This window comes from Actinokineospora guangxiensis, assembly GCF_042657845.1.
In the GTDB taxonomy this organism is placed as follows: Bacteria; Actinomycetota; Actinomycetes; order Mycobacteriales; family Pseudonocardiaceae; genus Actinokineospora; species Actinokineospora guangxiensis.
This window is the reverse complement of record NZ_JBHSKF010000001.1, coordinates 74,922-100,195: the sequence shown is the minus strand read 5'-3', so window position 1 is coordinate 100,195 and position 25,274 is coordinate 74,922. Positions and strand designations below refer to the sequence as shown.

At 71.3% G+C, this 25,274-nt stretch carries 23 protein-coding genes, 2 tRNA genes and 1 pseudogene; 15 read left to right on the top strand and 11 right to left on the bottom strand.

Annotated features, from left to right (window positions below; genetic code table 11):
* The first annotated feature begins 44 nt into the window (after positions 1-44).
* The 9 genes and pseudogenes from recF to ACFPM7_RS00490 all read left to right on the top strand — a co-directional run bounded on the left by recF (position 45) and on the right by ACFPM7_RS00490 (position 9,208).
* Positions 45-1,193 (top strand): DNA replication/repair protein RecF, encoded by a 1,149-nt coding sequence (gene recF, locus ACFPM7_RS00530; protein WP_378242538.1) that lies wholly within the window; start codon positions 45-47, stop codon positions 1,191-1,193.
* Positions 1,194-1,398: 205 nt separating this feature from the next.
* Positions 1,399-1,893: a DciA family protein gene (locus tag ACFPM7_RS00525; protein ID WP_378242536.1), complete on the top strand. Its 495-nt coding sequence runs from the start codon at positions 1,399-1,401 to the stop codon at positions 1,891-1,893.
* Between the two features lie 195 nt (positions 1,894-2,088).
* The gene (gene gyrB / locus ACFPM7_RS00520) at positions 2,089-4,071 is read left to right on the top strand and encodes a DNA topoisomerase (ATP-hydrolyzing) subunit B (protein ID WP_378242534.1); all 1,983 of its coding nucleotides are present in this window, start codon (positions 2,089-2,091) and stop codon (positions 4,069-4,071) included.
* A 42-nt stretch (positions 4,072-4,113) separates the two neighbouring features.
* Entirely contained in the window at positions 4,114-6,714 is a 2,601-nt protein-coding gene (gyrA, locus tag ACFPM7_RS00515) for a DNA gyrase subunit A (RefSeq protein ID WP_378242532.1), read from the top strand.
* A gap of 11 nt (positions 6,715-6,725) precedes the next feature.
* Entirely contained in the window at positions 6,726-7,586 is an 861-nt protein-coding gene (locus tag ACFPM7_RS00510) for a DUF3566 domain-containing protein (RefSeq protein ID WP_378242530.1), read from the top strand.
* 54 nt (positions 7,587-7,640) lie between these two features.
* Positions 7,641-7,714, top strand: a tRNA-Ile gene (locus ACFPM7_RS00505).
* Between the two features lie 136 nt (positions 7,715-7,850).
* Positions 7,851-7,967: pseudogene (locus ACFPM7_RS00500) on the top strand (DLW-39 family protein); the annotation flags it as partial.
* A 37-nt stretch (positions 7,968-8,004) separates the two neighbouring features.
* Positions 8,005-8,077, top strand: a tRNA-Ala gene (locus ACFPM7_RS00495).
* 135 nt (positions 8,078-8,212) lie between these two features.
* Positions 8,213-9,208 carry an alpha/beta hydrolase gene (locus ACFPM7_RS00490; protein ID WP_378242528.1) on the top strand — a complete coding sequence of 332 codons (996 nt, stop codon included), beginning with the start codon at positions 8,213-8,215 and terminating at the stop codon, positions 9,206-9,208.
* Positions 9,209-9,358: 150 nt separating this feature from the next.
* Here the strand turns inward: ACFPM7_RS00490 and ACFPM7_RS00485 are convergent, their stop codons facing one another.
* Complete coding sequence (locus ACFPM7_RS00485) at positions 9,359-9,805, bottom strand: DoxX family protein (RefSeq protein WP_378242526.1); 447 nt, start codon at positions 9,803-9,805, stop codon at positions 9,359-9,361.
* A gap of 144 nt (positions 9,806-9,949) precedes the next feature.
* Between ACFPM7_RS00485 and ACFPM7_RS00480 the strand changes: the two genes are divergently transcribed.
* Positions 9,950-10,489, top strand: coding sequence for a DUF2020 domain-containing protein (locus ACFPM7_RS00480; RefSeq protein ID WP_378242524.1), 540 nt, complete (start codon positions 9,950-9,952; stop codon positions 10,487-10,489).
* Positions 10,490-10,543: 54 nt separating this feature from the next.
* Here ACFPM7_RS00480 and ACFPM7_RS00475 read toward each other — a convergent pair whose 3' ends face one another.
* A complete protein-coding gene (locus ACFPM7_RS00475; RefSeq protein WP_378242522.1) occupies positions 10,544-11,206 on the bottom strand; it encodes a hypothetical protein in 663 nt (220 codons plus the stop codon).
* Positions 11,207-11,305: 99 nt separating this feature from the next.
* On the opposite strand from ACFPM7_RS00475, the gene ACFPM7_RS00470 reads away from it, so the two are divergent.
* Positions 11,306-11,854: a peptidylprolyl isomerase gene (locus tag ACFPM7_RS00470; protein WP_378242520.1), complete on the top strand. Its 549-nt coding sequence runs from the start codon at positions 11,306-11,308 to the stop codon at positions 11,852-11,854.
* 4 nt (positions 11,855-11,858) lie between these two features.
* On the top strand, positions 11,859-12,767 hold the full coding sequence (locus tag ACFPM7_RS00465; protein WP_378242517.1) for a rhomboid family intramembrane serine protease: 909 nt from the start codon (positions 11,859-11,861) through the stop codon (positions 12,765-12,767).
* Between the two features lie 29 nt (positions 12,768-12,796).
* On the opposite strand, the gene ACFPM7_RS00460 is transcribed toward ACFPM7_RS00465, so the two are convergent.
* Positions 12,797-13,213 carry a PH domain-containing protein gene (locus ACFPM7_RS00460; protein WP_378242515.1) on the bottom strand — a complete coding sequence of 139 codons (417 nt, stop codon included), beginning with the start codon at positions 13,211-13,213 and terminating at the stop codon, positions 12,797-12,799.
* A 126-nt stretch (positions 13,214-13,339) separates the two neighbouring features.
* Entirely contained in the window at positions 13,340-13,606 is a 267-nt protein-coding gene (gene crgA / locus ACFPM7_RS00455; RefSeq protein ID WP_378242513.1) for a cell division protein CrgA, read from the bottom strand.
* A gap of 140 nt (positions 13,607-13,746) precedes the next feature.
* On the opposite strand from crgA, the gene ACFPM7_RS00450 reads away from it, so the two are divergent.
* Genes ACFPM7_RS00450 through ACFPM7_RS00440 form a run of 3 tightly spaced genes read left to right on the top strand, consistent with a single transcriptional unit; the run spans position 13,747 to position 15,454 of the window.
* Positions 13,747-14,610, top strand: coding sequence for a class E sortase (locus tag ACFPM7_RS00450; RefSeq protein ID WP_378242511.1), 864 nt, complete (start codon positions 13,747-13,749; stop codon positions 14,608-14,610).
* Entirely contained in the window at positions 14,610-14,765 is a 156-nt protein-coding gene (locus ACFPM7_RS00445) for a hypothetical protein (protein ID WP_378242509.1), read from the top strand. Before ACFPM7_RS00450 ends, ACFPM7_RS00445 begins: the two co-directional genes overlap by 1 nt.
* A gap of 38 nt (positions 14,766-14,803) precedes the next feature.
* Complete coding sequence (locus tag ACFPM7_RS00440) at positions 14,804-15,454, top strand: aminodeoxychorismate/anthranilate synthase component II (protein WP_378242507.1); 651 nt, start codon at positions 14,804-14,806, stop codon at positions 15,452-15,454.
* Positions 15,455-15,482: 28 nt separating this feature from the next.
* Here the strand turns inward: ACFPM7_RS00440 and pknB are convergent, their stop codons facing one another.
* The 7 genes from pknB to ACFPM7_RS00405 form a co-directional block, all read right to left on the bottom strand.
* The gene (gene pknB, locus ACFPM7_RS00435; RefSeq protein ID WP_378242505.1) at positions 15,483-17,474 is read right to left on the bottom strand and encodes a Stk1 family PASTA domain-containing Ser/Thr kinase; all 1,992 of its coding nucleotides are present in this window, start codon (positions 17,472-17,474) and stop codon (positions 15,483-15,485) included.
* An 81-nt stretch (positions 17,475-17,555) separates the two neighbouring features.
* Positions 17,556-18,977, bottom strand: coding sequence for a serine/threonine-protein kinase (locus tag ACFPM7_RS00430; RefSeq protein ID WP_378242503.1), 1,422 nt, complete (start codon positions 18,975-18,977; stop codon positions 17,556-17,558).
* A gap of 2 nt (positions 18,978-18,979) precedes the next feature.
* Positions 18,980-20,479: a peptidoglycan D,D-transpeptidase FtsI family protein gene (locus ACFPM7_RS00425; protein WP_378242501.1), complete on the bottom strand. Its 1,500-nt coding sequence runs from the start codon at positions 20,477-20,479 to the stop codon at positions 18,980-18,982.
* A complete protein-coding gene (locus tag ACFPM7_RS00420; RefSeq protein ID WP_378242499.1) occupies positions 20,476-21,933 on the bottom strand; it encodes an FtsW/RodA/SpoVE family cell cycle protein in 1,458 nt (485 codons plus the stop codon). The genes ACFPM7_RS00425 and ACFPM7_RS00420 overlap by 4 nt, the downstream gene beginning before the upstream one ends.
* A complete protein-coding gene (locus ACFPM7_RS00415; protein ID WP_378242497.1) occupies positions 21,933-23,369 on the bottom strand; it encodes a PP2C family protein-serine/threonine phosphatase in 1,437 nt (478 codons plus the stop codon). The genes ACFPM7_RS00420 and ACFPM7_RS00415 overlap by 1 nt, the downstream gene beginning before the upstream one ends.
* Entirely contained in the window at positions 23,366-23,821 is a 456-nt protein-coding gene (locus tag ACFPM7_RS00410; RefSeq protein ID WP_378242495.1) for an FHA domain-containing protein FhaB/FipA, read from the bottom strand. The genes ACFPM7_RS00415 and ACFPM7_RS00410 overlap by 4 nt, the downstream gene beginning before the upstream one ends.
* A 119-nt stretch (positions 23,822-23,940) precedes the next feature.
* Entirely contained in the window at positions 23,941-25,140 is a 1,200-nt protein-coding gene (locus tag ACFPM7_RS00405; protein ID WP_378242493.1) for a DUF3662 and FHA domain-containing protein, read from the bottom strand.
* Between the last annotated feature and the right edge of the window lie 134 nt (positions 25,141-25,274).

Sequence of the window (25,274 nt, the reverse complement as noted above, 5' to 3'; positions counted from 1 at the left end):
GACGCCGACACACACAGACCAGCCCCCCACGAGACGCAGAGAAGATGCACGTCCGGCACTTGCAGGTCACCGACTTCCGCTCCTGGGAGCACGCCGACCTGGAGCTGGAGCCGGGGCCCTCGGTGCTGGTCGGGCGCAACGGGCAGGGCAAGACGAACCTGGTCGAGGCGGTCGGCTACGTGGCGACCCTGGCCTCCCACCGGGTCGCCGCCGACGCCCCGCTGGTGCGCAGCGGCGCGCCGCGGGCCATCGTGCGGCTCGCGGTGGTCAACGAGGCCCGCGAGCTGACCGTCGAGCTGGAGATCACCCCGGGCAAGGCCAACCGGGCGCGGATCAACCGGGGCTCGGTCGGGCGGCCGCGCGACGTGCTCGGCATCCTGCGCACGGTGCTGTTCGCGCCCGAGGACCTGGCGCTCGTGCGCGGCGACCCCGGCGAGCGGCGCAAGTTCCTGGACGACCTGCTCGTGCAGCGCGCCCCCCGCTACGCCGGGGTGCGCGCGGACTACGACAAGGTGCTCAAGCAGCGCAACGCCCTGCTCAAGAGCGCCGCGGTCAACCGCCGCTCCCGCCGCGCCGACCCGGACGCGCTCTCCACGCTGGACGTGTGGGACGGCCACCTCGCCGCGCACGGCGCGCAGCTGCTGGCGGGCAGGCTCGACCTGGTGGCGGGTCTGCGCCCGGAGGTGGCCGCGGCCTACGCCTCGGTCGCTCCCGAGTCCGCGCCGGCGCGCATCGCCTACCGCGCCGGGGTCGAGCTGCCCGGCGGCTACGGCGTCGACGTGCCCGCCGACGTGACCGCGGTGTCCGAGGCGCTGCTCGCCGGGCTCGCCGAGCGCCGCGATCAGGAGCTGGAGCGGGGGGTGAGCCTGGTCGGGCCGCACCGCGACGAGCTGGAGCTGCGGCTCGGCGAGTTGCCGGCGAAGGGCTACGCCAGCCACGGCGAGTCCTGGTCGTTCGCGCTCGCCCTGCGCCTAGGCTCCTACGAGCTGCTGCGTGCCGAGGGCAGCGAGCCTGTCCTGGTCCTGGATGACGTCTTCGCCGAGCTGGACCGGCTTCGCCGCGAGCGGCTCGCCGAGACGGCGGTGCGGGCCGAGCAGGTGCTGGTCACCGCCGCCGTCGCCGAGGACGTGCCCGCCGAGCTGGCGGGCGCCCGCTACAGCGTGGCCGACGGGGAGGTGCGCCGTGTCCGATGACCTGTTCGGCGGGGAACTCGATCGGCCTAAGCAGGCACCACAAGGGGTGACCGCTGCCCGCGCCAAAGACCCCACATCTGGGGACAACCCTGTGGATAGTGTGGATAAACTCCGCACCGAGCGGGCGTTCGGCGTAACCGGCGCACCTCGATCGGGTGGGCCATCCACACCGCAGAGTGGGACCACGACGCACGGTGACGAGCCGTTGCGCGGCTCCGACCTCGCCCGCGCCGCCCTGGAGGCGGCCCGCCAGCAGGCCAAGGCCCGGCCCAAGCGCGCTGTTCCACGTGGAACAGCGACCGGCTCCCGCAGGCGTCGCCGCTGGTCGGGCGCGGGTTCCGACGAGCGCGATCCGCAGACGTTGGGCAGACTGGCCTCCAGGATGGCCGCCGACCGCGGCTGGTCCGACCACCTCGCGGGCGGTCGGGTGTTCGGCAGGTGGGCGGCGCTGGTGGGCGCCGACGTCGCCGAGCACGCCAAGCCGCTGGCCCTCAAGGACGGGGAGCTGACGGTCCAGGCCGACAGCACCGCCTGGGCCACGCAGCTGCGGTTGCTCCAGCGCCAGCTGCTCGGCCACATCGCCGCCGGGGTCGGACCGGGAGTGGTCACGAAGCTCAAGGTCCAGGGTCCGAGCGCGCCGAGCTGGCGGCACGGCCCCCGGCACGTTCCGGGTCGTGGACCCCGCGATACCTACGGCTGAAAATCGCGGCTCGAACGGCTCTGTCGGGCGTCCTGACCCGCGACACTTCCGATCCGTCGTTCTGTGAGCGAGTCAGACGGGTCCTTGGCCCGCTTCTGAGCGACCGCACCAGTAGTATGTGCACCAGGCGCGCGCAGGACCGGTCAACGGCCCCCGCCGAGCAGACAGACCCGATCGCGAGGAGAACCCGGTCACGTGGCAGCTGAGAAGCAGGACAACACCTATGGTGCCGGGTCTATCGGGGTCCTCAAGGGGCTGGAAGCCGTCCGACTGCGCCCCGGCATGTACATCGGCTCCACCGCCGAGCCCGGTCTGCACCACCTGATCTGGGAGGTCGTGGACAACTCCGTCGACGAGGCGATGGCGGGCCACGCCACCAAGGTGGAGGTCTCGCTGCTCTCCGGCGGCGGGGTGCGCGTCGTGGACGACGGCCGCGGCATCCCGGTGGACGAGCACCCCGAGGAGAAGCGGTCCGCGCTGGAGGTCGTCATGACCGTCCTGCACGCGGGCGGCAAGTTCGACTCCGACAGCTACGCCGTCTCCGGCGGCCTGCACGGCGTCGGCATCTCGGTGGTCAACGCGCTGTCCACCTCGCTGCACGCCGAGATCAAGCGCCAGGGCCACGTCTGGCGCCAGGAGTACCGCGACTCCGAGCCGGTCGGCCCGGTGGTCAAGGGCGAGGAGACCGACGACACCGGCACCTCGATCACCTTCGTGCCCGACGGCACGATCTTCGAGACCACCACCTTCAACGCCGAGACGGTCGCGCGCCGCCTGCAGGAGATGGCCTTCCTGAACAAGGGCCTGACGATCACCCTGCGCGACGAGCGCGTCTCCGACGAGGACGCCGAGGTCGACGCGGCGGGCCAGGCGGCCGGGGTCAAGGAGCGCACGTTCCACTACCCGGGCGGCCTGGAGGACTTCGTCCGCCACATCAACCACGCGCGCGAGGCCCTGCACCGCAACGTCATCGCCTTCGAGGCCGAGGACAAGGACAAGGGCATCCAGGTCGAGGTCGCGATGCAGTGGAACACCGGCTACAGCGAGTCGGTGCACACCTTCGCCAACACGATCAACACCCCCGAGGGCGGTACCCACGAGGAGGGCTTCCGCGCCGCGCTGACCCGGGTGGTCAACCTCTTCGCGCGCGAGAAGAAGCTGCTCAAGGAGAAGGACACCAACCTCGGCGGCGACGACGTCCGCGAGGGCCTGGCCGCGATCGTGTCGGTGAAGCTGGCCGAGCCGCAGTTCGAGGGCCAGACCAAGCAGAAGCTGGGCAACAGCGAGGCCAAGACCTTCGTGCAGGCCACCTGCAACGAGTGGCTGGCCGACTGGTTCGAGCGCAACCCCACCGAGGCCAAGATGATCGTCACCAAGGCGGTCTCCTCGGCCCAGGCCCGCCTGGCCGCGCGCAAGGCCCGCGAGCTGGTCCGCCGCAAGGGCGCGCTGGACATCGGCGGCCTGCCCGGCAAGCTGCGCGACTGCCGCTCCACCAACCCCGAGGAGTGCGAGCTCTACATCGTCGAGGGCGACTCGGCGGGCGGCTCGGCCAAGGAGGGCCGCGACTCGGCCTTCCAGGCGATCCTGCCGATCCGCGGCAAGATCATCAACGTGGAGAAGGCGCGCATCGACCGGGTGCTCAAGAACACCGAGGTGCAGAGCCTGATCACGGCGCTGGGCACGGGCATCCAGGAGGACTTCGACCTCTCGAAGCTGCGCTACCACAAGATCGTGCTGATGGCCGACGCCGACGTCGACGGCAAGCACATCACCACGCTGCTGCTCACCCTGCTGTTCCGCTTCATGCGCCCGCTGATCGAGCACGGCCACGTGTACCTGTCGCAGCCGCCGCTGTACAAGATCAAGTGGCAGCGGACCGATCCGGAGTACGCCTACTCCGACGCCGAGCGCGACGGCCTGATGGAGACCGGTCTCGCGGGCGGCAAGAAGATCAACAAGGAAGACGGCATCCAGCGCTACAAGGGCCTCGGCGAGATGAACGCCGAGGAGCTGTGGGAGACCACGATGGACCCGGCCAACCGGCTGTTCCTGCGGGTCAACCTGGAGGACGCCGCCCAGGCCGACGAGCTGTTCAGCGTCCTCATGGGCGAGGACGTCGAGGCCCGCCGCTCGTTCATCACCCGCAACGCCAAGGATGTGCGCTTCCTCGATGTGTAACCCGCAGGCCGCAGCACCTCTGCTCGAAGGGACCCCGCAGTCGTGACCGAAACCCTGCCGCCTGGCGACCGGATCGAGCCGGTCGACATCCAGCAGCAGATGCAGAGCAGCTACATCGACTACGCGATGAGCGTGATCGTCTCGCGCGCCCTGCCCGACGTCCGCGACGGCCTCAAGCCGGTGCACCGCCGCGTCCTCTACTCGATGTACGACACCGGCCTGCGCCCGGACCGCAGCTACGTCAAGTGCTCGCGCGTCGTCGGCGACGTCATGGGCAACTACCACCCGCACGGCGACTCGTCGATCTACGACACTCTCGTGCGCCTGGCCCAGCCGTGGTCCATGCGCTACCCGCTGGTCGACGGCCAGGGCAACTTCGGCTCGCCGGGCAACGACCCCGCGGCGGCCATGCGCTACACCGAGGCCAAGCTCATGCCGCTGGCCATGGACATGCTGCGCGACATCGGCGAGGACACCGTCGACTTCGCGCCGAACTACGACGGCAAGACCGAAGAGCCGAGGGTCCTGCCTGCCCGCATCCCGAACCTGCTGGTCAACGGCGGCTCCGGCATCGCGGTCGGCATGGCGACCAACATCCCGCCGCACAACCTGCGCGAGGTCGCCGACGGCGTCGTCTGGGCGCTGGACAACCCCGATGCCGACGACGACGAGACCCTCGCCGCGCTCATGCTGCGGGTCAAGGGCCCGGACTTCCCGACCCACGGGCTCATCCTGGGCACCTCGGGCATCGAGGAGGCCTACCGGACCGGGCGCGGCTCGGTGCGCATGCGCGCGGTGGTCGAGGTCGAGGAGGACGCCAAGGGGCGCACCATCCTCGTCGTCACCGAGCTGCCCTACCAGGTCAACCCGGACAACCTCATCGAGAACATGGCGCAGCTGGTGCGCGACGCCAAGCTCACCGGCATCTCCGAGATCGCCGACGAGTCCAACCGCCGCTCCGGCATGCGCATCGTCATCGGCCTCAAGCGCGACGCGGTCGCCAAGGTCGTGCTGAACAACCTGTACAAGCACACCCAGCTTCAGCACTCCTTCGGCGTCAACATGCTGGCCCTGGTCGACGGCGTGCCGCGCACGCTGCGCCTGGACCAGATCGTGCGCCACTACGTGAAGCACCAGGTCGAGGTCATCGTCCGGCGCACCCGCTACCGGCTGCGCAAGGCCGAGGAGCGCGCGCACATCCTGCGCGGCTACCACAAGGCGCTTGACCAGCTGGACGAAGTCATCGCCCTCATCCGCCGCTCACCGTCGGCCGACGAGGCCCGCACCGGGCTGATGGGGCTGCTGGAGGTCGATGAGATCCAGGCGACGGCGATCCTGGAGCTGCAGCTGCGCAGGCTCGCCGCCCTGGAGCGCCAGCGCATCATCGATGAGCTGGGCGAGATCGAGCGCTACATCGGCGAGCTGAACGCGATCCTGGCCAGCGAGGAGCGCCAGCGCCAGATCGTGCGCGAGGAGCTGCTGGAGATCGTCGACAAGCACGGCGACGACCGGCGCACCCGGATCGTGCCCTTCGACGGCGAGGTCTCCGTCGAGGACCTCATCGCCGTCGAGGACGTCGTCGTCACCATCACCCGCACCGGGTACGCCAAGCGCACCAAGACCGACCTGTACCGGGCGCAGAAGCGCGGCGGCAAGGGCGTGCAGGGCGCGGCGCTCAAGCAGGACGACATCGTGGCGCACTTCTTCGTGTGCTCCACCCACGACTGGATCCTGTTCTTCACCAACCAGGGCCGCGTCTACCGCGCGAAGGCCTACGAGCTGCCCGAGGCCAACCGCAACGCGCGCGGCCAGCACGTGGCCAACCTGCTCGCCTTCCAGCCCGAGGAGCACATCGCCCAGGTCATCCAGATCAAGGACTACCAGGTCGCGCCGTACCTGGTGCTGGGCACGCGCGCGGGCCTGGTGAAGAAGTCGCGCCTGGCCGACTTCGACAGCAACCGATCCGGCGGTCTGATCGGTATCAACCTGCGTGACGGCGACGAACTGGTCGGCGCGGTGCTCTGCGCCGCCGACGACGACCTGCTGCTCATCTCCGCGGGCGGGCAGTCCATCCGCTTCCACGCCGACGACGACGCGCTGCGCCCCATGGGCCGCGCCACCTCCGGCGTCACCGGCATGCGGTTCCGCGACGATGACAAGCTGCTCACCCTCGGTGTCGTGCGCGACGACACGTTCGTTTTGGTCGCCACCAAGGGCGGGTACGCCAAGCGAACGCCGATGGACGACTACTCGGCGCAGGGCCGGGGAGGCAAGGGCGTGCTCACCATCCAGTACGACGACCGCCGTGGCAGGCTGGTGGGGGCGCTCATCGTGGACGAGAGCGATGAGGTCTTCGCCATCACCTCGGCGGGCGGGGTCATCCGGACCAAGGCCCGCGAGGTGCGCAAGGCGGGCCGCCAGACGAAGGGCGTGCGCCTGATGAACCTGGGCGAGGGCACCGAGCTGGTGGCCATCGCCCGCAGCGCCGAAGACCTCGACGAGGTGATCGACGCCGAGGTGATCGACGCCGAGGTCGTCGACGGCGAGAGCACGGGCGCCGACGCGCCCGACAGTGGCGCGACCGCGGCCGCGCCGGAGAACCCGACTGCCGAGTCGCCTGGCGACGCGGGCAGCGAGACGTAGGGATTTCGCAGGTGACCACACCCGACAAGCCGGAAGAGACCGGGCAGGAGACCTCCGCGGAGCGGACCTCGGTCATCGCCGCCAGTCAGCTCCCCGACCTCACCGGGGCTCCCAGTGACCGGGCTCCCAGTGACCGGACTCCCAGCGACCGGACTCCCGGTGAAGACGAGACCGCGGCGGTCACCCCGCCGCCCTGGCAGCGCGTCACGGCCGACCCGAGCGACACCGGCCACGACACCACCGAGAGCACCACGCAGAACCTGACCCGCAACGGCGACACCCCGCAGGCCACCCCCAGCTGGCCGACGGAGACCGACGCCACGACGGTGACGGTGCAGCGCCCTGTGGTCAGCGGCACCGCGGCCCCGCGCCTGTTCGGCGGCACCACGCCCCCGGCAGGCGACTCGCAGGACAGCGGCGTCCGCACCGGCTTCGGCGCGGGCGCGCTCGGCGGCCTCGGCGCCACCACCAGCGCCCCGCCGTCCGCCCTGCGCAGGCCCGGCCGCGGCCCCCGCCGCGCCAACCTCCAGATCAAGCGCTTCGACCCGTGGTCGGTCCTCAAACTGTCCCTGGTCCTCGGTGTCGCGCTGTTCTTCGTCTGGCTGGTCGCCGTCGGCGCCCTCTACGCCGTCCTCGACGGCATGGGCGTCTGGGACAAGCTCAACGGCATCTCCAGCGAGCTGCTCAACGCCAACACCGCCGCGGGCGGCGAACCGCTCATCAGCGCGGGCCGCGTCTTCGGCATCGCCGCCATCATCGGCGCCATCAACATCGTCCTGTTCAGCGCGCTGGCCACCGTCGGTGCTTTCGTCTACAACGTCTCGGCCGACCTCGCGGGCGGCTTGGAGGTCACCCTCGCCGAACGCGAGTGACCACCCGGTTTGGGGGACGAGGGGCCGCTCCTGTAACCTTTCCCTCGTTCCCACGGGCCTATAGCTCAGGCGGTTAGAGCACTTCGCTGATAACGAAGGGGTCGGAGGTTCAAGTCCTCCTAGGCCCACCCCGGGACGAAGGGCGATCCGCGAGCCGGGTCGCCCTTCATCGTTCTCCGGGCATCCGCATCCGGGGCTCGGGAAGATGGCTAGACTGACCGCAGCGCCCTCGGGGCGGTCGGATACGTGTAGGAGGCAGGGGTCGTGAAGAAGGTTCTCGCGCTGGCCGCCATCGTCGGCGGGGTGCTGTTCGTCGTCCGCCGCAAGAGCGCGGCGAAGGCGGAGGCCAACCTCTGGCGAGAGGCCACCGCGCCCGCCAAGTAGGCATCCGGGCCCGGCGCGTTCGCCGGGTCCGCCAGGGGACGTAGCTCAATTGGCAGAGCACTGCCTTTGCAAGGCAGGGGTTAGGGGTTCGATTCCCCTCGTCTCCACAACTGAACGAACACGACGAAGGTCCAAGCAGCGGGACAACCTCGCTGCTTGGGCCTTCGTCGTGTTCGGTGCCAGGGAGATTCCAGGGTTCGACCCCGATTCGGGGCGGAGGTCGGGTGCTTAGCTTGGGAGGTATGGAGAAGCCACATGTGTCCACTGTGTTCAGTGAGGGTGGAGGTGGGCTGCCCGCGACCACCGGGGAGTTCGCGGTGGGGGTCGAGTCCCTGCGGGTGGTGGACCGAGGGCGGGCGGATGTGTTGGGGGACAAGGGTTTTCGGGAGTTGATGGTGGATGTGCGGTATCCGGGGCGGTGGGCGCGCGGGGAGCGGGTTCGGCAGTTCTCGGGTGCGGAGGCGGGGGCGTTCGGGGAGTTGGCAGGGGCGGGGCGCTACGGCGTGGCCGAGGGGGAGTTCGCGTGGGGCGAGACGCTGACGCACGGGTACCGGGGGGTGCCGGTGCGGGACGGGTGCTGGCCGGTGGTGGTGTTTTCGCCGGGGTTGGGGGACTCGCGGGGGTGGAACGCGGGGGTCGTCGACGACCTGGTGAGCCAGGGGTTCGTGGTGGTGGCGGTGGATCACCCGTACGACTCGGCGGGGGTGGAGTTCCCCGGCGGGCGGGTGGAGCGCAGCGTGCTGTTCGGGGCGGGGGCGTCGCCGGGGGCGGTGCGGGTGGCGCTGGCGGCGCGGGTGGCGGACCTGGGGTTCGTCGTGGGGCAGCTGCCGCACATCGCCGGGCGGTACCGGATGGACCTGCGGCGCGTGGCGGTGCTCGGGCACGGCGCGGGTGGCGCGGCGGCGATGCAGGTGGCGGCGCGGGAGTCCCGGGTGCGCGCCGCGGTGAACCTGGACGGGGGGCTGACGGCCGCGGCGGACGGGGAGTCCGGCGAGCTGCTGGAGGTGGCGCGCACCGGGCTGGGCAAACCGTTCCTGCTGGTGGGCAGCGGCAGGTGGAAGGCGTCGTGGCGGGCGGTGATGCGGTGCTCGGCGGGGGCGCACAGCGCGCTGACGGCGCCGAACGCGGTGCACTCCTCGTTCACCGATGCCGAGTCGCTGCTCCGGGGGGACCCCTACGGGCTGGTGGGGTGGAACCGGACCGTGGTCGCGGACTTCCTGCGGCGCGCGCTGCGCTAGCCGGGTGGCGGCGGTCGACCAGCGGGCCCGGCGGGTGGACGGCCGGGGAGCGCGGGACCGCGGGGTGGTGGGAGCGGCGGTCGTGGAAGCGGTGTTCCACGTGGAACCCCGGTGGCCTGCGCTGGTCCCGGCGCAGGCCACCGCGGGAGATCACGCAGGCGCGAGGTATGCGTCGTCGGATTCTCGGGCGGCGGCGGAGCGGTACTTCGCGATGGCGGTGTCCAGCGCGTAGCGGCCGGGGCCGACTACCGCGATCAGGAGGAAGGCCCAGCAGAACAGGGCCGAGAGCTCACCGCCGTTGGTGAGCGGGGACAGGTCTTGCGGCTGGTGGGCGACGAAGTACGCGTAGGCCATCGAGCCCGAGCACAGCAGCGCGGCGATGCGCGTGCCCAGGCCGACGAGCACCAGCGCGCCGGCGATCAGCTGGATCATCGCGGCCCACCAGCCCGGCCAGGCGCCGATGTCGGGGGCCGAACCGGACCTCGGCGATCCCATGAAGCTGAACAGCGTCGCCGTGCCGTGGAGCGTGAACAGCAGTCCGACGACGATCCGGAACAGCTCCTGGACGTGCGGTTTCGCCTTGTCGAGCAGAACCATCTCGCTATGCCCTCTCTGTGGATGATGCAGGGTCCCTCACTTCTCCGTGGCCGAAGCCACACATGGAGTAATGCTGGACACGAACGAGTGGTTCAACGAGTGGTGTGGATCACACGCGACGGGGTCTGGTTGACTGGCCCCGCCATGAACCGAGCCCTCCTCGTGCTGCCCTTGATCGCGCTCGCCGCCTGCACGGCCGCGCCCGCCCAGGACCCAGCGCCGCAGCCGCAGCCCACGACGCCGCCCGCGCGGACGACCACGGCCCAGGCGCCGGGGACGCCGCCGCCCGCTCCCGAGCCCAGCGCCGACGGGCAGTGCCCGTACCTGGAGAGCGCCGAGGTCGCCGACGCCAACGGCCAGCGGGTCGGCGGGGTCAAGATCTCCGACGGCAAGCCGCCGTCGTGCTTCTTCTACCGCTCCGACGGCAGCCTGCAGCTCAGCGTGCGCGTCTTCACCGGGGAGCCCGCGCTGGCCGAGGCCGTCGTCGACGAGGCCGCGCCGGTGGCCACCTCCAACCCCGCCACCGCGCCCGCGGGCTGGGAGGGCGGCTCGCTCGCCGGGGACGACGGCGCGGTCTACGCGGTGGCCAAGGGCGGCACCGCGGTCGTGGTCACGAGCAACCAGGAGCAGACGATCAAGGCCAGGCGGATCACCGAGTCGGTTATCGAGAGCCTGGGCCTGTAACGACGCCACGAGGCCGCGTCCCCCGGCGGGAGACGCGGCCTCGTGTGGTCGTGACTAGTTGTTCTTCTCCGCGGACACGCGCGGCTCGGGTTTGGCGTGCCCGTTGCGCTCCGGGGCGGACTGCGCGGGCGGGGGCGTCGGCACCGGGGGAGCGGGCGGCTCCTCGTCGGCCTTCTTGCCCCGCAGCACCACGGCGGCGCCCGCCGCCAGCGCGACCGCGGCGAGCAGCCACGGCCAGCGGCGCGGGCCGCGCTGCTCCTTGGCCGCCTGCTTCGCGGCGGCCTTGGCGGCGTTGAGCTGGGAGCGCAGTTCCTTCTGGTAGGCCGCCATCTGCGGCTTCAGGTCCTTCTTGAGCTGCTTGGCCTGCGCGCGCAGGGGCTTCACCGCGTCGACGGCGCCGCGGACGGTCTTGTTCTTGCCCGCGTCCTTGCGCGCCTTCTTCGCGGCCTTCGCCAGGTCCTTGCGGGTGTGCTTGGCGGTCTCGGCGAGCCGCTTGCGCGTCCGCTTCGTGGTCTCCTGCAGCTCCTCGCGGGCGACCTGCGCGGACTCGGCGAACGCCTCGGCGACCTGCTGCGGGGCGAGGCCCCTGGCCGCCAGCTTGTGCTCAGCCGCGTGCGCCGCCTCGGCGCCCGCGACGCGGGCTTGGGCGGCACCCTGGCGCACGGCGCGCCAGCCGGTGCCGACGGCCTTGCCCACCGTCTCTGCGGCCCGGGTCATCGCTTCACCTCTTGTCAAGATCTCGTCGGGTAGCTGGTGAGTACCCCGGCAATCCTGCCCCCAACCGGCCGATCCCGCTGAAGATGGCACGATGGGGCGGTGGCAGACAGCAACGATTCGCTCGTCGGGACCAAGGTGACGGCCATCCTGCACACCTCGCAGGGTGACATCCGGATGAACCTCTTCCCCGACCACGCCCCCAAGACGGTGGCCAACTTCGTCGGGCTCGCGGAGGGCACCAAGGCCTACTCCGAGCCGAACGCGCAGCAGGGCACCTCGGGCCCGTTCTACGACGGGTCGATCTTCCACCGGGTGATCTCCGGCTTCATGGTGCAGGGCGGTGACCCGACCGGCACCGGCCGGGGCGGCCCCGGCTACAAGTTCGCCGACGAGTTCCACCCGGAGCTGCAGTTCAACAAGCCGTACCTGCTGGCGATGGCGAACGCGGGGCCGAACACCAACGGCTCGCAGTTCTTCCTCACCGTCGGCCCGACGACCTGGCTGAACTTCAAGCACACCATCTTCGGTGAGGCCGCCGACCAGGAGTCGCGCACCATCATCGACAAGATCGCGGGCACCACCACCGGTCCCCAGGACCGGCCGGTGGAGGACATCGTGATCAACCGCGTGTCCATCGAGCGCTCCTGACCGCGTGAGCAGCCCGCACGGGGCGCAGACGGGCCAGCCCGTCTGCGCCCGGCACCGCGACCGGCCGACCGGCCTGTCCTGCGCGCGCTGCGGCAGGCCCGCCTGCCCGGAGTGCCTGGTGGAGGCGTCGGTCGGCTTCCAGTGCGTGGACTGCGTCCAGGAAGGGCGCAGGACCACTCGTCGGGCGACGACGGTGGCGGGCGCGGAGGTCGGCGGGAAGGTCCTGCTGATCCCCGTCCTGATCGCGGTCAACCTCGCGGTCTACCTGCTCACCGCCGTGCTCGCGGGCAGCCCGATGGAGAACAACGACTCGGCGTTCTTCCGCGCGCTGGTCGGGTTCGACCCCTCGATCACCGAGGGCGAGCCGTGGCGGCTGCTCACCGCCGGGTTCCTGCACTTCGGGCCGTTCCACGTGGCCGTCAACATGCTGTCGCTGTGGTTCCTGCGCGACGTCGAGGTCGCTTTCGGCAGGGTCCGCTTCCTGGCCATCTACCTGCTGTCGGTGATCGGTGGCGGGATGGCCGAGTACGTCTTCGGCGGGGTGGACAACGCCCTCGCCGGCGCCTCCGGCGCGGTCTACGGCGTGCTCGGCGCGCTGGTGGTCGTCGTGATCCGGATGAAGAGGCAGGGCGCGGCACAGCTCATCGGCTACGTCGTGCTGCTCACGCTCATCACCTATTGGGCGATCCCGAACGTGTCACTGCTCGGGCACGTCGGCGGCTTCGTCGTCGGCGCCGCGCTGGCGGTCGCGTTCGTCTACGCCCCGGCCGCCAACCGGGTCCGCCTGCAGGCCGGGGCCGTCGTGCTGGTGCTGGTCGCGCTCGCGGGGATGTTCCTGCTGCGCCAGAACCAGCTCGCCGAGGTGGTCTTCTGCACCGACCCCACGGCGATGGTCTGCTTCATCCGCGCCTAGCTCACGTGCCCTGGCTCATGTGCCCTGGCTCATGTACGCAGCCTGACCAGGGCGTCGGCCACCTCGACGGGGTCGGCGCCCAGGTCGAGGCGGCCGAGCAGGACCAGGGCGGGCGCCTCGGCGTTGTCGGCGTCGAGTTCCACGGCCGTGGACTCGCGCCCGAACCGCCGGGTCCGCACCAGCCGCGCGTTCACCTCGCCCCAGCGCCAGCTCCGGCTGCTCAGCATCCCCCGCACGGTCACCCCGTCGGTGTCGGCGCGCAGCCGCGGCCGGGCGAGCGTGCCGAACAGCGCCAGCACGCCCAGCAGCACGGCCGCGACCACCAGCAGCACGCTGCCGCGGACGTCGTCCACCACCGCCGCGGCGATCCCGGCGACGACGGCGAGCGCCCAGCCGACACCGACGGCCGCCGGGTCGGGCGACCACGACAGGGCGGGCTCAGCCATGGTTGTCCACAGCAGTTGTCCACACTGGGGATGACTTACATCCGTGTGGTTCAGACACCTTGGGCTGAACGGGGCACAGTGTGAGACCCCGATCGGGCGTCGAGGGCGACTGAGCGTGGATGTCGGCTACCGCCAGCGCATCGTCATCAGCAGGCCCGCGATCATCAGCGCGAAGCCGATCGCGAAGTTCCAGTTGCCGAGGTCGGTCATGAACGGAATCTTGTCCCCGGCGATGTAGTTCACGACCAGCCAGGCCAGCCCGAGCACCATGATGCCGAGCATGATGGTGACGTAGAGCGGGTGGGACGGGCCGGCGGGCTTGACCTTCACCGCTGTCCGGCGGTCGGCCGGAGGGGTGTAGGAGGCCTTCTTGCGGACCTTCGACTTCGGCATGCTGTCCTCGCCTGGCTGGGAACACTGGATGCGCGCGGCATGGGCGCAACTCGCGCCGATGCAACACGTTAACGTAACGGAACAGGTGGCCGGATCACCAGTCGCCAACGATCCGCGGAGGAAGTTCGGGTGAGGTGCCGATGAGCACGGCCGAAGCGGTGGCGCCCCCTGAGCCGGAGCGGCCCGGCGGCGGTGACCGCGCCCGCGCCGTCGTCCGCGGGATCGGCGAGGTCTTCATCACGTTCGGCCTGGTCATCCTGCTGTTCGTGGTCTACGAGGTCTACGTCACCGACCTCTTCTCCGCGGCCAAGCAGCGCGACGCCGAAGCCGCCCTCGACCAGCGCTGGGTCGAGGTGCCGCCCGCGGGGCCCGACGACCCGGACCGGGTCGAGAGGTTCGACACCCTCGCCGAGGGCGCGGGCTTCGCCAAGATGTACATCCCGGCCTTCGGCGCCGACTACTCCTTCACCGTCCTCAAGGGCACCACCGAGAAGACCCTGGAGGCGGGCCCCGGCCACTACCCGGGCACCGCGCTGCCGGGCGAGCCCGGCAACTTCGCCGTCGCGGGCCACCGGGTGGGCAAGGGCGCCCCGTTCAACGACATCGACCTGCTGGAGTCCTGCGACGCCATCGTGGTCGAGGACCAGGACCGCTGGTACATCTACCGCGTGCTGCCCAAGGCCGACGAGGTCGCGGGCTGGGCGGGCGAGCGCGCCGCCCTGCCGCGCTGCGCCGGCGTCGCCCCGCTGGGCGCGCCGTACGACGGCGTCGTCGGCCAGCGGATCGTGCGGCCGTCGCAGGGCGAGGTCATCTCGCCCGTCCCGGGCAGGCCGGAGGCGCAGATCAGCGCGGGCGAGCAGGTCTCGCTGCTGACGCTGACCACCTGCCACCCCCGCTTCTCCGACCGCGAGCGCCTCATCGTGCACGCCGTCCTGGTCAAGGAGTGGGCCAAGGACCCGAACGACCCGGGCGCGCTGCCGCCGGAGATGAAGGAGACGGTCTGATGTACGGCTGGATCTGGCGGCACCTGCCCGGCCCGACGGCCGTGCGCGTCGCCACCGCCACCCTCCTCGTCCTCGGCGTGGTCGCCCTGCTGATGTTCGTCGTGTTCCCGTGGGTCGAGCCGAAGCTGCCGTTCAACGAGGTCACGACCGAATAGCGGCGCGTCCGCGCGCGGGTGGCCGGTAGGTTGGCCGCATGCGCGTCCTCGTGGTCGACAACTACGACAGCTTCGTCTACAACCTGGTCCAGTACCTGGCCCAGCTCGGCGCCGAGTGCGTCGTCTGGCGCAACGACGCCCCGGAGCTGACCGAGGACGGCCTGCTGGACGGCTTCGACGGGGTGCTGGTGAGCCCGGGTCCCGGCACGCCGGAGCGGGCCGGGCGCAGCATCGAGATCATCCGCGCGTGCGCGGCCACGCGGCTGCCGGTGTTCGGGGTGTGCCTCGGCCACCAGGCCATCGGCGTCGCCTGGGGCGCGACCGTGGACCGGGCGCCGGAGCTGCTGCACGGCAAGACCAGCCAGGTCGAGCACGACGGCGCGGGCGCGCTGGCCGGGCTGCCCAGCCCGTTCACCGCCACCCGCTACCACTCGCTGACGGTGCTCGCGGAGACCATCCCGGACGCCGAGTTCGAGATCACCGGGCGCACGGCCTCAGGCATCGTCATGGGCATGCGGCACCGGGACCTGCCGGTGGAAGGCGTGCAGTTCCACCCCGAGTCAGTGCTGACCGACGGCGGGCACCGAATGCTGGCGAACTGGATGGCCTCGGCCGGGTTCCCCGTCGCCGAGACCCGCGTGGCCGAGCTGGAGCGTCAGATGCGGACGCTCACCGCCGCGCTGGCCTGACCAGCGCGGCGGCGAGCGCCGCCGTCGATCACGGCATTCCGGGAACGCAGGCCGGGCGCTCCTGGTAGAGCAGCACGCGGACGGTCTCGTCGCGCTCCAGCTCCCGGCCCGGGTTCGGGTTCTGCTCGGCGATCCGGTCGATCAGCGCCTCGTCGCAGGTCTGCTCGCCGCCGGGCACCGGGTCGATGCGCCCGGTCCAGCCGAGGCCGCGCAGCTGCTGCTCGGCCTCCTGGACCGTCTTGCCCGAGAGGTCGGGCATCTCGATGGGCTTGTCGATCTGGTCGCCGTTGGAGACGTCGAGCACCACGGTGAAGCCGGGGGCGACCTCGCCCTCCTTGGGCGCCTGGTTGATGACGGTGCCCTCGGCCTGGTCGGAGGAGACGTCCCGGCGCTGCGGGTTCAGGCCGGCGTCGGTGAGGTTCTTGGCCGCCGTCTCGTAGTCCTGGCCGACGACGTTGGGGACGGAGACGGTTTCCTTCTTCTTGCCGACCGTCAGGCTCACCGACGTGCCGACGTCGACCGACTGGCCGGCCGCCGGATTGGTCTTGATCACCTTGCCGACGAGGTTCTCGTCGTCGACCTCTTCCTCGCCGACGGTGGCCGAGACCTGGAGCCGGGCCTTCGTCAGGGCCTCGATGGCCTCTTCCTGGGACTTCTTGGTGACGTCGGGAACCGTGACCTTGCCCGGCTTCACGCCGACCTCGTAGACCACCGTCGAGCCGGGGGCGACCTGCTCGTTCGCGCCGGGCTTGGTGGCGATGACCTGGCCGATCTGCTCGGCGCCGCAGCGGCCGGGCTCGCCGTTGGCCTGCGGCTCGCAGGGCACCTCGACGCGCTCGACGGTCAGCTTGGCCTCGGTGAGCGCGCGGCGGGCGTCGGCCTCCAGCTGCCCGACCACGTCGGGCACGCCCACCGTGGCGGGCGGGGTCGGGGTGTCGTCGGAGTTCAGCAGCCAGAACAGCAGGCCGACCAGGGCGGCGACCACCAGCGCGGCCAGGATGACCGCCCACGTCTTGCGCTGCTTGCGGCGGCGCTCCTCGTCATCGTCGTAGTCGTCGTAGTAGTCGTCGACCAGGGCCTCGGGCCGGTGCCTGCCGCCGCCGGAGCTCGGCGCGGGGCGGCCGGCGTTGAGGACCGCGGTGCGGTCGTCGTCGGTCATCACCATCGGCGCGGCCGGGCGCTGGCCGGAGAGCACGCGCACGATGTCGGTGCGCATCTCCGCGGCCGACTGGTAGCGGTTGGCCGCGCCCTTGGACATGGCCTTGAGCACGATCGCGTCCAGCTGCGGGCTCACCCTGGGGTTGAGCTGCGACGGCGGGCGCGGGTCCTCGCGGACGTGCTGGTAGGCCACGGCCACCGGGGAGTCGCCGGTGAACGGCGGCTCGCCGGTCAGCAGCTCGAAGAGCACGCAGCCGGTCGCGTAGACGTCGGAGCGGGCATCGACGGTCTCGCCCCTGGCCTGCTCGGGCGAGAGGTACTGGGCGGTGCCGATCACCGCGGCGGTCTGGGTGACCGCGGCCTGGCCGTCGGCGAGGGCGCGGGCGATGCCGAAGTCCATGACCTTCACCGCGCCGGAGCGGTTGATCATGACGTTGGCGGGCTTGACGTCGCGGTGCACGATGCCGTGGCGGTGGCTGAAGTCCAGCGCGGCGCAGACGTCGGCCATGATCTCCATGGCTCTCTGCCCGGACAGCGGACCCTCGCCCTTGACGATGTCGCGCAGGGTCCGGCCCTCGACGTACTCCATGACGATGTAGGGCAGCGGGCCCTGGTCGAGCAGGGTCTCGCCGGTGTCGTACACGGCCACGATCGCCGGGTGGTTCAGCGCGGCGGCGTTCTGCGCCTCGCGGCGGAACCGCTCCTGGAACTGCGGGTCGCGTGCCAGGTCGGCACGCAGCACCTTGACCGCGACCTCGCGCCCGAGCCGGACGTCGCGGCCGTGGTGGACCTCGGACATGCCGCCGTAACCGAGCGTCTCGCCGATCTCGTAGCGGTTGGAGAGCAAGCGCGGTGTGGTCATCGGTGCGTCGTCCCGCTCCTAGTCATGTCCAGGTCCCTGATGTTCGAGTTCCTGATTCAGATCCTGATGCTGCATCGGCCGTCACCGCGACCCGCCTTGGGGTCTGCACACGATTGTGACCGTATCGCCGCGGTAGACCGGCCCCTCGGGCACCGATCCGACGACCGCGCACGCCGCGGCGTTCTCGGGGCGCTCGTCGTCCTCGGTCCGGACGTCGACGGCGACGCCGTTGGCGGCCAGGTCCTCGGCGGCCACCATGGCGCTCTGGCCGAGGTAGGGGGTGGGCAGGAAGGCGACCGGCTGCTCGCCCATGCTGGGCGGCCCGCCCGGCTCGGTGTCCTCCGGCTCGGCGGTGGTCGTCGGCGCGGCGTCGGACTCCTGCTCGGAGTCCCCGCGGCCGGGGGTCTGCGGGGTGGTGACCGTGGAGTCGGCGGGCGCGCCGCCGGAACCGCCGTCGTCTTCCATGACCGCGGGCAGGCCGATCGCCAGCGCCGCGATCAGCGCGACGGCCAGCACGACGATCGTCACCCACAGCCCCGTCCTGCTCCGCTCCTGGGGGGCGGGGGGCGGGACCGGCGCGAAGGTGCCGGTGCCCTGCACCGGGTGCATGCCGGGGTGGGTGCCGGGGTGGCCCGCCCTGGCGTACCCGGTCGGGGCGGGCAGCGGCCTGCCCGCGCGCACCGCGGCCACCGCGGCGGCGAACTCCCCGCCGCTGCCGTAGCGGCGGCGCGGGTCCTTGACCAGGGTCGCCTCGATCACCGCGCGGGCGCCGGGGGGCACGTCCGGCGGCAGCGGCGGCGGCGCGTCCCGGATGTGCATCATCGCGACCGTCACCGCGTTCTCCGACAGGAAGGGGCGGTGTCCCATGAGGCACTCGTACCCGACCACGGCCAGGGAGTACACATCGCTGGCGGGCTCGGCCTCGTGGCCGAGCGCCTGCTCGGGGGCGATGTAGTGGGCGGTGCCCATGACCATGCCGGAGCGGGTGACCGGGGCGGCGTCGGCGGCCTTGGCGATGCCGAAGTCGGTGAGCTTCACCACCCCGGAGGGGGTGATGAGGATGTTGCCGGGCTTCACGTCGCGGTGCACGTAGCCGCGCTCGTGGGCGGCCTGCAGCGCGAAGCCCGCCTGTTCGAGGATGTCGAGCACGCGGTCGGCGTTCATCCGGCCGTCGCGGGAGACGATCGCGGCCAGCGGCTCGCCCTCGACCAGCTCCATGATCAGGTAGGCGGTGTCCTTGGGGCCGTCGACGATGGCCGCCGTCTCGCCGTAGTCGTGCACCGCGGCGATGCCCGGGTGGTTCAGCGACGCCGTCGTGCGCGCCTCGGTGCGGAAGCGGTGCAGGAACTCCGCGTCCCCGCACAGCTCCGGCTTGAGCACCTTCACCGCCACGGCTCTGTCCAGCCGCGTGTCGGCGGCCTCCCACACCTCGCCCATGCCGCCGACCGCGATCCGGCGGCTGAGCCGGTAGCGGTCGGCGAGCAGCTGTCCCGAGGTGAGCATGGTCAGCGCCCCCCGACCCCGAGCACGGCGCGCATCGTCAGCCTGCCGATCTCGGCGGAGAGCTTGCCGCCGGTCGCGGCGACGTCCTGGCTCTCCACCACCACGGCGACGGCGACCTTCGGGTCCTCGGCGGGCGCGAACGCGACGTACCAGGCGAAGGGCGGGGTGTTCTTCGGGTCGTTGCCGGTCTCGGCGGTGCCGGTCTTGGAGGCGATGGTCAGCCCGTCGACCTTGCCGCCGCCGCCGGTGTTCTGCTCGGAGGCCACCATCATCTGGGTGAGCTGCTCGGCCGAGCCGCCGGACATGGCGTCGCCGATGCTCTCCTCGTCGAAGCGGGTGATCTCGCTGAGGTCGGGGGCGAGCACCCGGTCGATCAGCTGCGGGCGCATGACCTCGCCGCCGTTGGCGATCGCCCCGGCGATCATCGCGTTCTGCAGCGGGGAGAGCCGAACGTCGCGCTGGCCGATGCCGCTCTGGTAGAGCGCGTTCTCGTCGGCGACGACCATGCAGGCGCCGTCGACGTTGGGCCCGATGCAGGACTGCACGACCGGCATCGGCACGGCCAGCTCGGGATCGCCGATGCCGAAGGCCTCGGCCTGCTCGGCGAGGCGATCGGCGCCCATGTCGTGGGCGAGCTGGGCGAAGGCGGTGTTGCACGACTGCGCCAGCGCGATCTCCATCGGCACCGTGGTCCGGCTGCCGTTGCAGAAGCCGCGGTTGTAGTTGCGCAGCTCCGAGCCGCCGACGGCGATGCGGTCGGTCGCGGTGACCTGGTCGTCCTTGCTCATCCCGTCTTCCAGCGCCGCCGCGGCGACGACCAGCTTGAAGGTCGAGCCCGGCGCGTACAGCTCGCGCGCCGCCCGGTTGAGCATCGGGTTGGACTTGTTCTTCTCGTAGGAGGTCCAGGCCTTCTCCTGCACCGACCCGTCGTGGGCGGCCAGCGGGTTCGGGTCGAACGACGGGGTGCTGACCATCGCCAGGATCGCCCCGGTCTTCGGGTCCAGCGCCACCACCGAGCCCCGGAAGTCCTTGGACTCCATCGCGTCGTAGGCGGCCTTCTGCGCGGCCGGGTTGATCGTGGTGACGACGTTGCCGCCGCGCGGGTCGCGTCCGGTGATCAGGTCCGAGAGCCTGCGCACGAACAGCCGGTCGTCGGAGCCGTTGAGGATCTCGTCCTCGGCCCGCTCCAGGCCGGTGGCGCCGTAGCGGGTGGAGTAGAAGCCGGTGATCGGGGCGTACATCGGGCCGTTGGTGTACTGGCGAAGGAACCGCAGTCGGTTGTTCGTCGGCGTGACGGTGGCCAGCGCGACCATCTGCCCGTCGGCGTTGCGCAGCAGGATCTTGCCGCGCTCGCGGGAGTACTCCTCCAGCAGCACGCGCCGGTTGCGCGGGTCCTCGCGGTAGTCGTCGGCCTTGATGACCTGCAGGTAGGTCGAGTTGGCCAGCAGCAGCACGACCATCACGAGCATGGCCATGCCGACGCGGCGGAGCGGGGTGTTCATTTCGGACGCTCCACCAGCACCGTGCCCGCCTCGGCGATCGGGGTCTGCGGCAGCGGCTTGCGGGGAGCCGCGGTCTGGGGCCTGCGGGCGGCGTCGGAGATGCGCAGCAGCAGCGCCACCAGGATGTAGTTGGCCAGCATCGACGAGCCGCCCAGCGACAGGAACGGGGTGGTCAGACCGGTCATCGGGATCAGCTTGGTGACCCCGCCGACGACGACGAACACCTGCAGGATCAGCAGGAACGACAGACCGCCGCCCAGCAGCTTGCCGAAGGAGTCGCGCACCGCGAGCGCGCTGCGCATGCCGCGCATCGCCAGCAGGGCGTAGAGCAGCAGCAGCGCGGCCAGGCCGATGAAGCCCAGCTCCTCGCCGATCGCGGCGACGATGAAGTCGGAGTTGGCCAGCGGGACCAGGTCCGGGCGCCCGGCGCCCAGGCCGGTGCCGCCCATGCCGCCGGTGCCCTGGCCGAACATGGCCTGGGCGATCTGGTAGCCGCCGCCGATCTCGTTGTAGGTGGCCAGCGGGTCCAGCCAGTTCGCCACGCGCTGCTGCACGTGGCCGAAGAGTTTGAAGGCGATGAGGCAGCCCGCCACGAACAGGCTCAGCCCGGTGACCACCCACACGGCCCGCTCGGTGGCCACGTAGAGCATCACCAGGATCGTGCCGAAGAACAGCAGCGAGGTGCCCAGGTCCTTCTGGAAGACGAGGACGCCGACCGAGACGCCCCAGGCGAACAGGATCGGGCCGAGGTCGCGGGCGCGGGGCAGGTCGACGCCCAGCACCCGGCGGCCCGCGGCCATGAACAGGTCGCGCTTGGAGACCAGGAAGCCGGCGAAGAAGATCAGCAGCAGGATCTTGGCGAACTCGCCGGGCTGGATGGACAGCGGGCCGATCCGCAGCCAGATCTTCGCGCCGTTGATCGTCGGGGCGATGACGCTGGGCAGCACGGCGGGCAGGGCCAGGGCGAACAGGCCGACGGCGCCGAACATGTAGCTGTACTTGGTCAGCGTGCGGTGGTCGCGCACCATGCGCAGGACCACCAGGAACAGGATCAGCGCGATGACGGTCCACGCCAGCTGCTTGGGCACGTCGTTGTTGATCGCGCGCCCGGCCTGCAGCGCGCGCTCGGCCAGGGCCAGGTCGATCCGGTAGATCATGACCAGGCCGAGCCCGTTGAGCAGGGCGACGCACGGCAGGATCAGCGGGTCGGCGTACGGCGCCCACTTGCGCACGGCCGCGTGCGCGACGCCGAAGAGGGCGAAGTAGGCCAGGCCGTACCAGACGATGCGGAGGGTGAGCTGCTGTTCCTGGTTGGCCTCGACGAGCATCAGCGCGGCGAAGACGATGAAGGCGGCGAACCCGAGGAGCACCAGCTCCGTCCCGCGCCGCGTCGGCGCCTGGTCAGCGCCCTGCCCGGTCGCCGGACCCGTCCCGCCCTGGACCGGTGCCGCCATCAGCCGCCGCCGTCCCTGGGCTGCCTGCAGTTGACACCGGGCTGGGGCGTGCGCTCGACGGTCCCGGGCCCGGTGGTCGTAGTGGGTGCAGTGGTCGTAGTGGGTGCAGTGGGTGTCGTCTCCTGGGTGCCCGTCGGCCGCGCGGACCCCCCGGCCGGACCGGTGGCGGGCTGCTCGGGCGGCGGCTGTGCGGCGAAGTCGACGCAGGTGGGCAGCCAGTACCGGTGCCGCAGCTCGTTGAGGAACCCGCGCGCGGAGGCGACGCTGTCGAAGGAGCCGGACCCGCTGCGGACCGCGTCCTTGCCGAACTGCTCCAGGTCCTCGACGAAGAGCCGGTCGCACTGCGGCTCGGTCCCGCAGGAGCCCTCCAGCCTGCTGTTCAGCGACAGGCCGAGCACGCTGCCGCGCACGCCCTGGAAGATCGCGACCTCGCCGACGTCGCTCTCGCCGACGAAGTACTGGTTGTTGACCCACAGCCGCGCGGCCACCGCGCCCGCGACGAGCAGCAGCACCACCACCAGCGAGATCACCACGGCGCGCACGCGCTTGCGGCGCTTGACCCTGGGGTCGGCGGGCGGCGGGGCGAGCGGGTCGCGGCGCGGCTCCTGTGGCCGCGGCGGGTTCAGCGCGCTGGCCCGCGAGGCGGCCGAGTCCGGCGGCGGCGTGGCGTCCTGGCCGTTGCCCGCGGCGCCGCCCACGATCGGGTCGCTGTCGCCGTAGTCGACGTCGAGGACGTCGGCGACGATCACCGTGACGTTGTCGGGGCCGCCGCTCTTGAGCGCCAGCTCGATGAGCCGGTCGGCGCACTCCTGCGGGTTCGGGATCTGGATGGCCTCGGCCAGCGTCTCGTGGCTGACCGGGCCGGAGAGGCCGTCGGAGCACAGCAGGTAGCGATCGCCCGCGCGCGCTTCCCTGATGGTGAGGCTCGGCTCGACGTCGTGGCCGGTCAGCGCCTTGAGCAGCAGCGAGCGCTGCGGGTGGGTGGCGGCCTCCTCCTCGGTGATCCGCCCCTCATCGATCAGCGACTGGACGAACGTGTCGTCGTGGGTGATCTGGGTGAACTGGCCGTTGCGGCGCAGGTAGACGCGCGAGTCGCCGACGTGGACGAGGCCGATCCTGCTCCCCGCGAACAGGATCGCCGACAGGGTCGTGCCCATGCCGTCGAGGTCGGGGTCGCCCGCCACCAGCTCGGCGATGGCGCTGTTGCCCGCCAGCACCGCCTCGCGGAGCTGGCCGAGCAGGTCCTCACCGGGCTCGTCGTCGTCAAGCGGGGCCAGCGCGGCGATGACGACCTTGCTGGCCACCTCGCCCGCGACGTGGCCCCCCATGCCGTCGGCCAGGGAGAGCAGGCGCGGACCCGCGTACACGGAGTCCTGGTTGTTGGAACGGACCAGGCCCCGGTCGCTGCGGGCCGCGTAGCGAAGCACAAGCGTCATGAGCGCAGCTCGATCACCGTCTTGCCAATGCGGATCGGGGACCCGAGGGGCACCCGAAGGGGTGCGGTGACCTTAGCCCGGTCCAGATATGTCCCGTTAGTGGAGCCCAGGTCTTCCACGTACCAGTCCGTGCCGCGCATGGAGAGGCGGGCATGGCGGGTGGAGGCGTAGTCGTCGTCCAGGACCAGCGTCGAATCGTCCGCCCGGCCTATCATGATCGGCCTGCCGTCGAGGGAGATCCTGGTCCCGGCGAGGGCGCCGTGCGTGACGACCAGCTGCCGGGGGGCCTTGCCCCTGGCCTTCTGGGCCGACTTGCGGAACCCCGGCATCGCCACCCGCAGACCCGACGCCGCGTAGATGTCCGAGCGCACCACCCGCAGCGCGGCCAGCACGAACAACCAGAGCAGGGCCAGGAAGCCCGCCCTGGTCAGCTGCATCACCAACTCCGGCACTGAGGAGACCGCTCCCGCTTGTAGGTGGACATGGCTTAACGACCACCGGGGCTGGTGGGCCCCGCTGGTCAATCAGACGTGCGACCGGTCCCGGACGTTGCGCCGGAGACCGGACGCGTTCAGCCCTGGGTCCGGAACACCAGCGACGAGTGGCCGATGCGCACGACGTCGCCGTCGGCCAGCTGCCACGTCTGGACCGGGGTGCCGTTCACCGTGGTGCCGTTCGTGGAGCCCAGGTCGGCGAGCGTGGCGCTCTGACCATCCCAGGTGATCTCCAGGTGGCGGCGCGACACGCCGGTGTCGGGCAGGCGGAAGTCGGCGTCCTGGCCGCGGCCGACCACGTTGCCGCCCTGCTTCAGGCTGTAGTTGCGGTTGGAGCCGTCGTCCAGCTGGAGCGAGGCCGAGAGCTGGCGGGGGCCGGTCTGCACGGCGGGCGGGGCGTAGCCGCCCTGCTGGCCGTAGCCCTGCTGCTGCCCGTAGCCCTGGTCATAGCCCTGCTGGCCGTAGCCCTGCTGGCCATAACCCTGGTCGTAGCCCTGCTGGCCGTAGCCCTGCTGCTGGCCGTAGCCCTGGTCATAGCCCTGCTGGCCGTAGCCCTGCTGGCCGTAACCCTGGTCGTAGCCGCCGCCTTGCTGCTGGCCGTAGCCCTGGTCGTAGCCCTGCTGGCCGTAGCCCTGCTGCTGCCCGTAGCCCTGGTCATAGCCCTGCTGGCCGTAACCCTGGTCGTAGCCGCCTTGCTGCTGGCCGTAGCCCTGCTGCTGGCCGTACTGATCGTTGCCGTACTGGCCTTGCTGCCCGTAGCCCTGCTGGTTCTGCTGTCCGTAGGGATCGCCCTCGGGCTGGTGGCCGTAGCCGGGAGGCTGGCTCATGGATCGGTCTCCTGCGTTGCGGGGGGATGCCTGCCGTCTTCCCTCCGAGGATGACGCTTCCTCGGACTGACGCTTCACGTCGGGGTCGACGGTAGAGCGGGTTCGGAACTGTCCGGTGTGCAGCCCGTCGGAGCGCTCCAACGAGACTACGACGTCGCCGTAGGTCTCCCATCCGTTCTCGGCGAGGTGCTCGGCCACGCAATCCGCGAGCAGCGTAGTCAGCCGACCCTCGTCACCGGTGAAGTTCTGATGGTCGGCAGGGCCGAGCGCCACAACATAGTGGTTGGGCGCAAGCAGCCGCCCGCCCGCGAGCTCGCGGACGTTGGCCTCGCCCTCACGCTGCAGCGCCTGCGCCACCTCCTGCGGCACGACGTTGCCACCGAAGACGCGCGCGAAGGTGTTGCCGACGACGTCTTCCAACCTGCGGTTCAGCCGCTGGCCGATGTTCAAGGGATCCTCCTTCCCGCGCGTGCTCCTGGAGCGATCGTATCCGGGTCGGCAGCCCTCGACACGGGTATGTGTGGACCTGTGTGAAGACCCCTAAAACACTCTGCTAGAGTTCCCCTCGTTCCGCTGAGGAACAC

Coding starts and splice junctions, on each gene's coding strand:
- ACFPM7_RS00475 (WP_378242522.1), bottom strand. CDS start 11,206: ATGACCCGGGCCGCAGAGACGGTGGGCAAGGCCGTCGGCACCGGCTGG.
- ACFPM7_RS00430 (WP_378242503.1), bottom strand. CDS start 18,977: ATGCTCACCTCGGGACAGCTGCTCGCCGACCGCTACCGGCTCAGCCGC.
- ACFPM7_RS00440 (WP_378242507.1), top strand. CDS start 14,804: ATGCGCGTCCTCGTGGTCGACAACTACGACAGCTTCGTCTACAACCTG.
- ACFPM7_RS00420 (WP_378242499.1), bottom strand. CDS start 21,933: ATGGCGGCACCGGTCCAGGGCGGGACGGGTCCGGCGACCGGGCAGGGC.
- recF (WP_378242538.1), top strand. CDS start 45: ATGCACGTCCGGCACTTGCAGGTCACCGACTTCCGCTCCTGGGAGCAC.
- ACFPM7_RS00415 (WP_378242497.1), bottom strand. CDS start 23,369: ATGACGCTTGTGCTTCGCTACGCGGCCCGCAGCGACCGGGGCCTGGTC.
- pknB (WP_378242505.1), bottom strand. CDS start 17,474: ATGACCACACCGCGCTTGCTCTCCAACCGCTACGAGATCGGCGAGACG.
- ACFPM7_RS00490 (WP_378242528.1), top strand. CDS start 8,213: ATGGAGAAGCCACATGTGTCCACTGTGTTCAGTGAGGGTGGAGGTGGG.
- ACFPM7_RS00450 (WP_378242511.1), top strand. CDS start 13,747: ATGAGCACGGCCGAAGCGGTGGCGCCCCCTGAGCCGGAGCGGCCCGGC.
- ACFPM7_RS00480 (WP_378242524.1), top strand. CDS start 9,950: ATGAACCGAGCCCTCCTCGTGCTGCCCTTGATCGCGCTCGCCGCCTGC.
- ACFPM7_RS00445 (WP_378242509.1), top strand. CDS start 14,610: ATGTACGGCTGGATCTGGCGGCACCTGCCCGGCCCGACGGCCGTGCGC.
- ACFPM7_RS00425 (WP_378242501.1), bottom strand. CDS start 20,479: ATGAACACCCCGCTCCGCCGCGTCGGCATGGCCATGCTCGTGATGGTC.
- ACFPM7_RS00460 (WP_378242515.1), bottom strand. CDS start 13,213: ATGGCTGAGCCCGCCCTGTCGTGGTCGCCCGACCCGGCGGCCGTCGGT.
- ACFPM7_RS00485 (WP_378242526.1), bottom strand. CDS start 9,805: ATGGTTCTGCTCGACAAGGCGAAACCGCACGTCCAGGAGCTGTTCCGG.
- crgA (WP_378242513.1), bottom strand. CDS start 13,606: ATGCCGAAGTCGAAGGTCCGCAAGAAGGCCTCCTACACCCCTCCGGCC.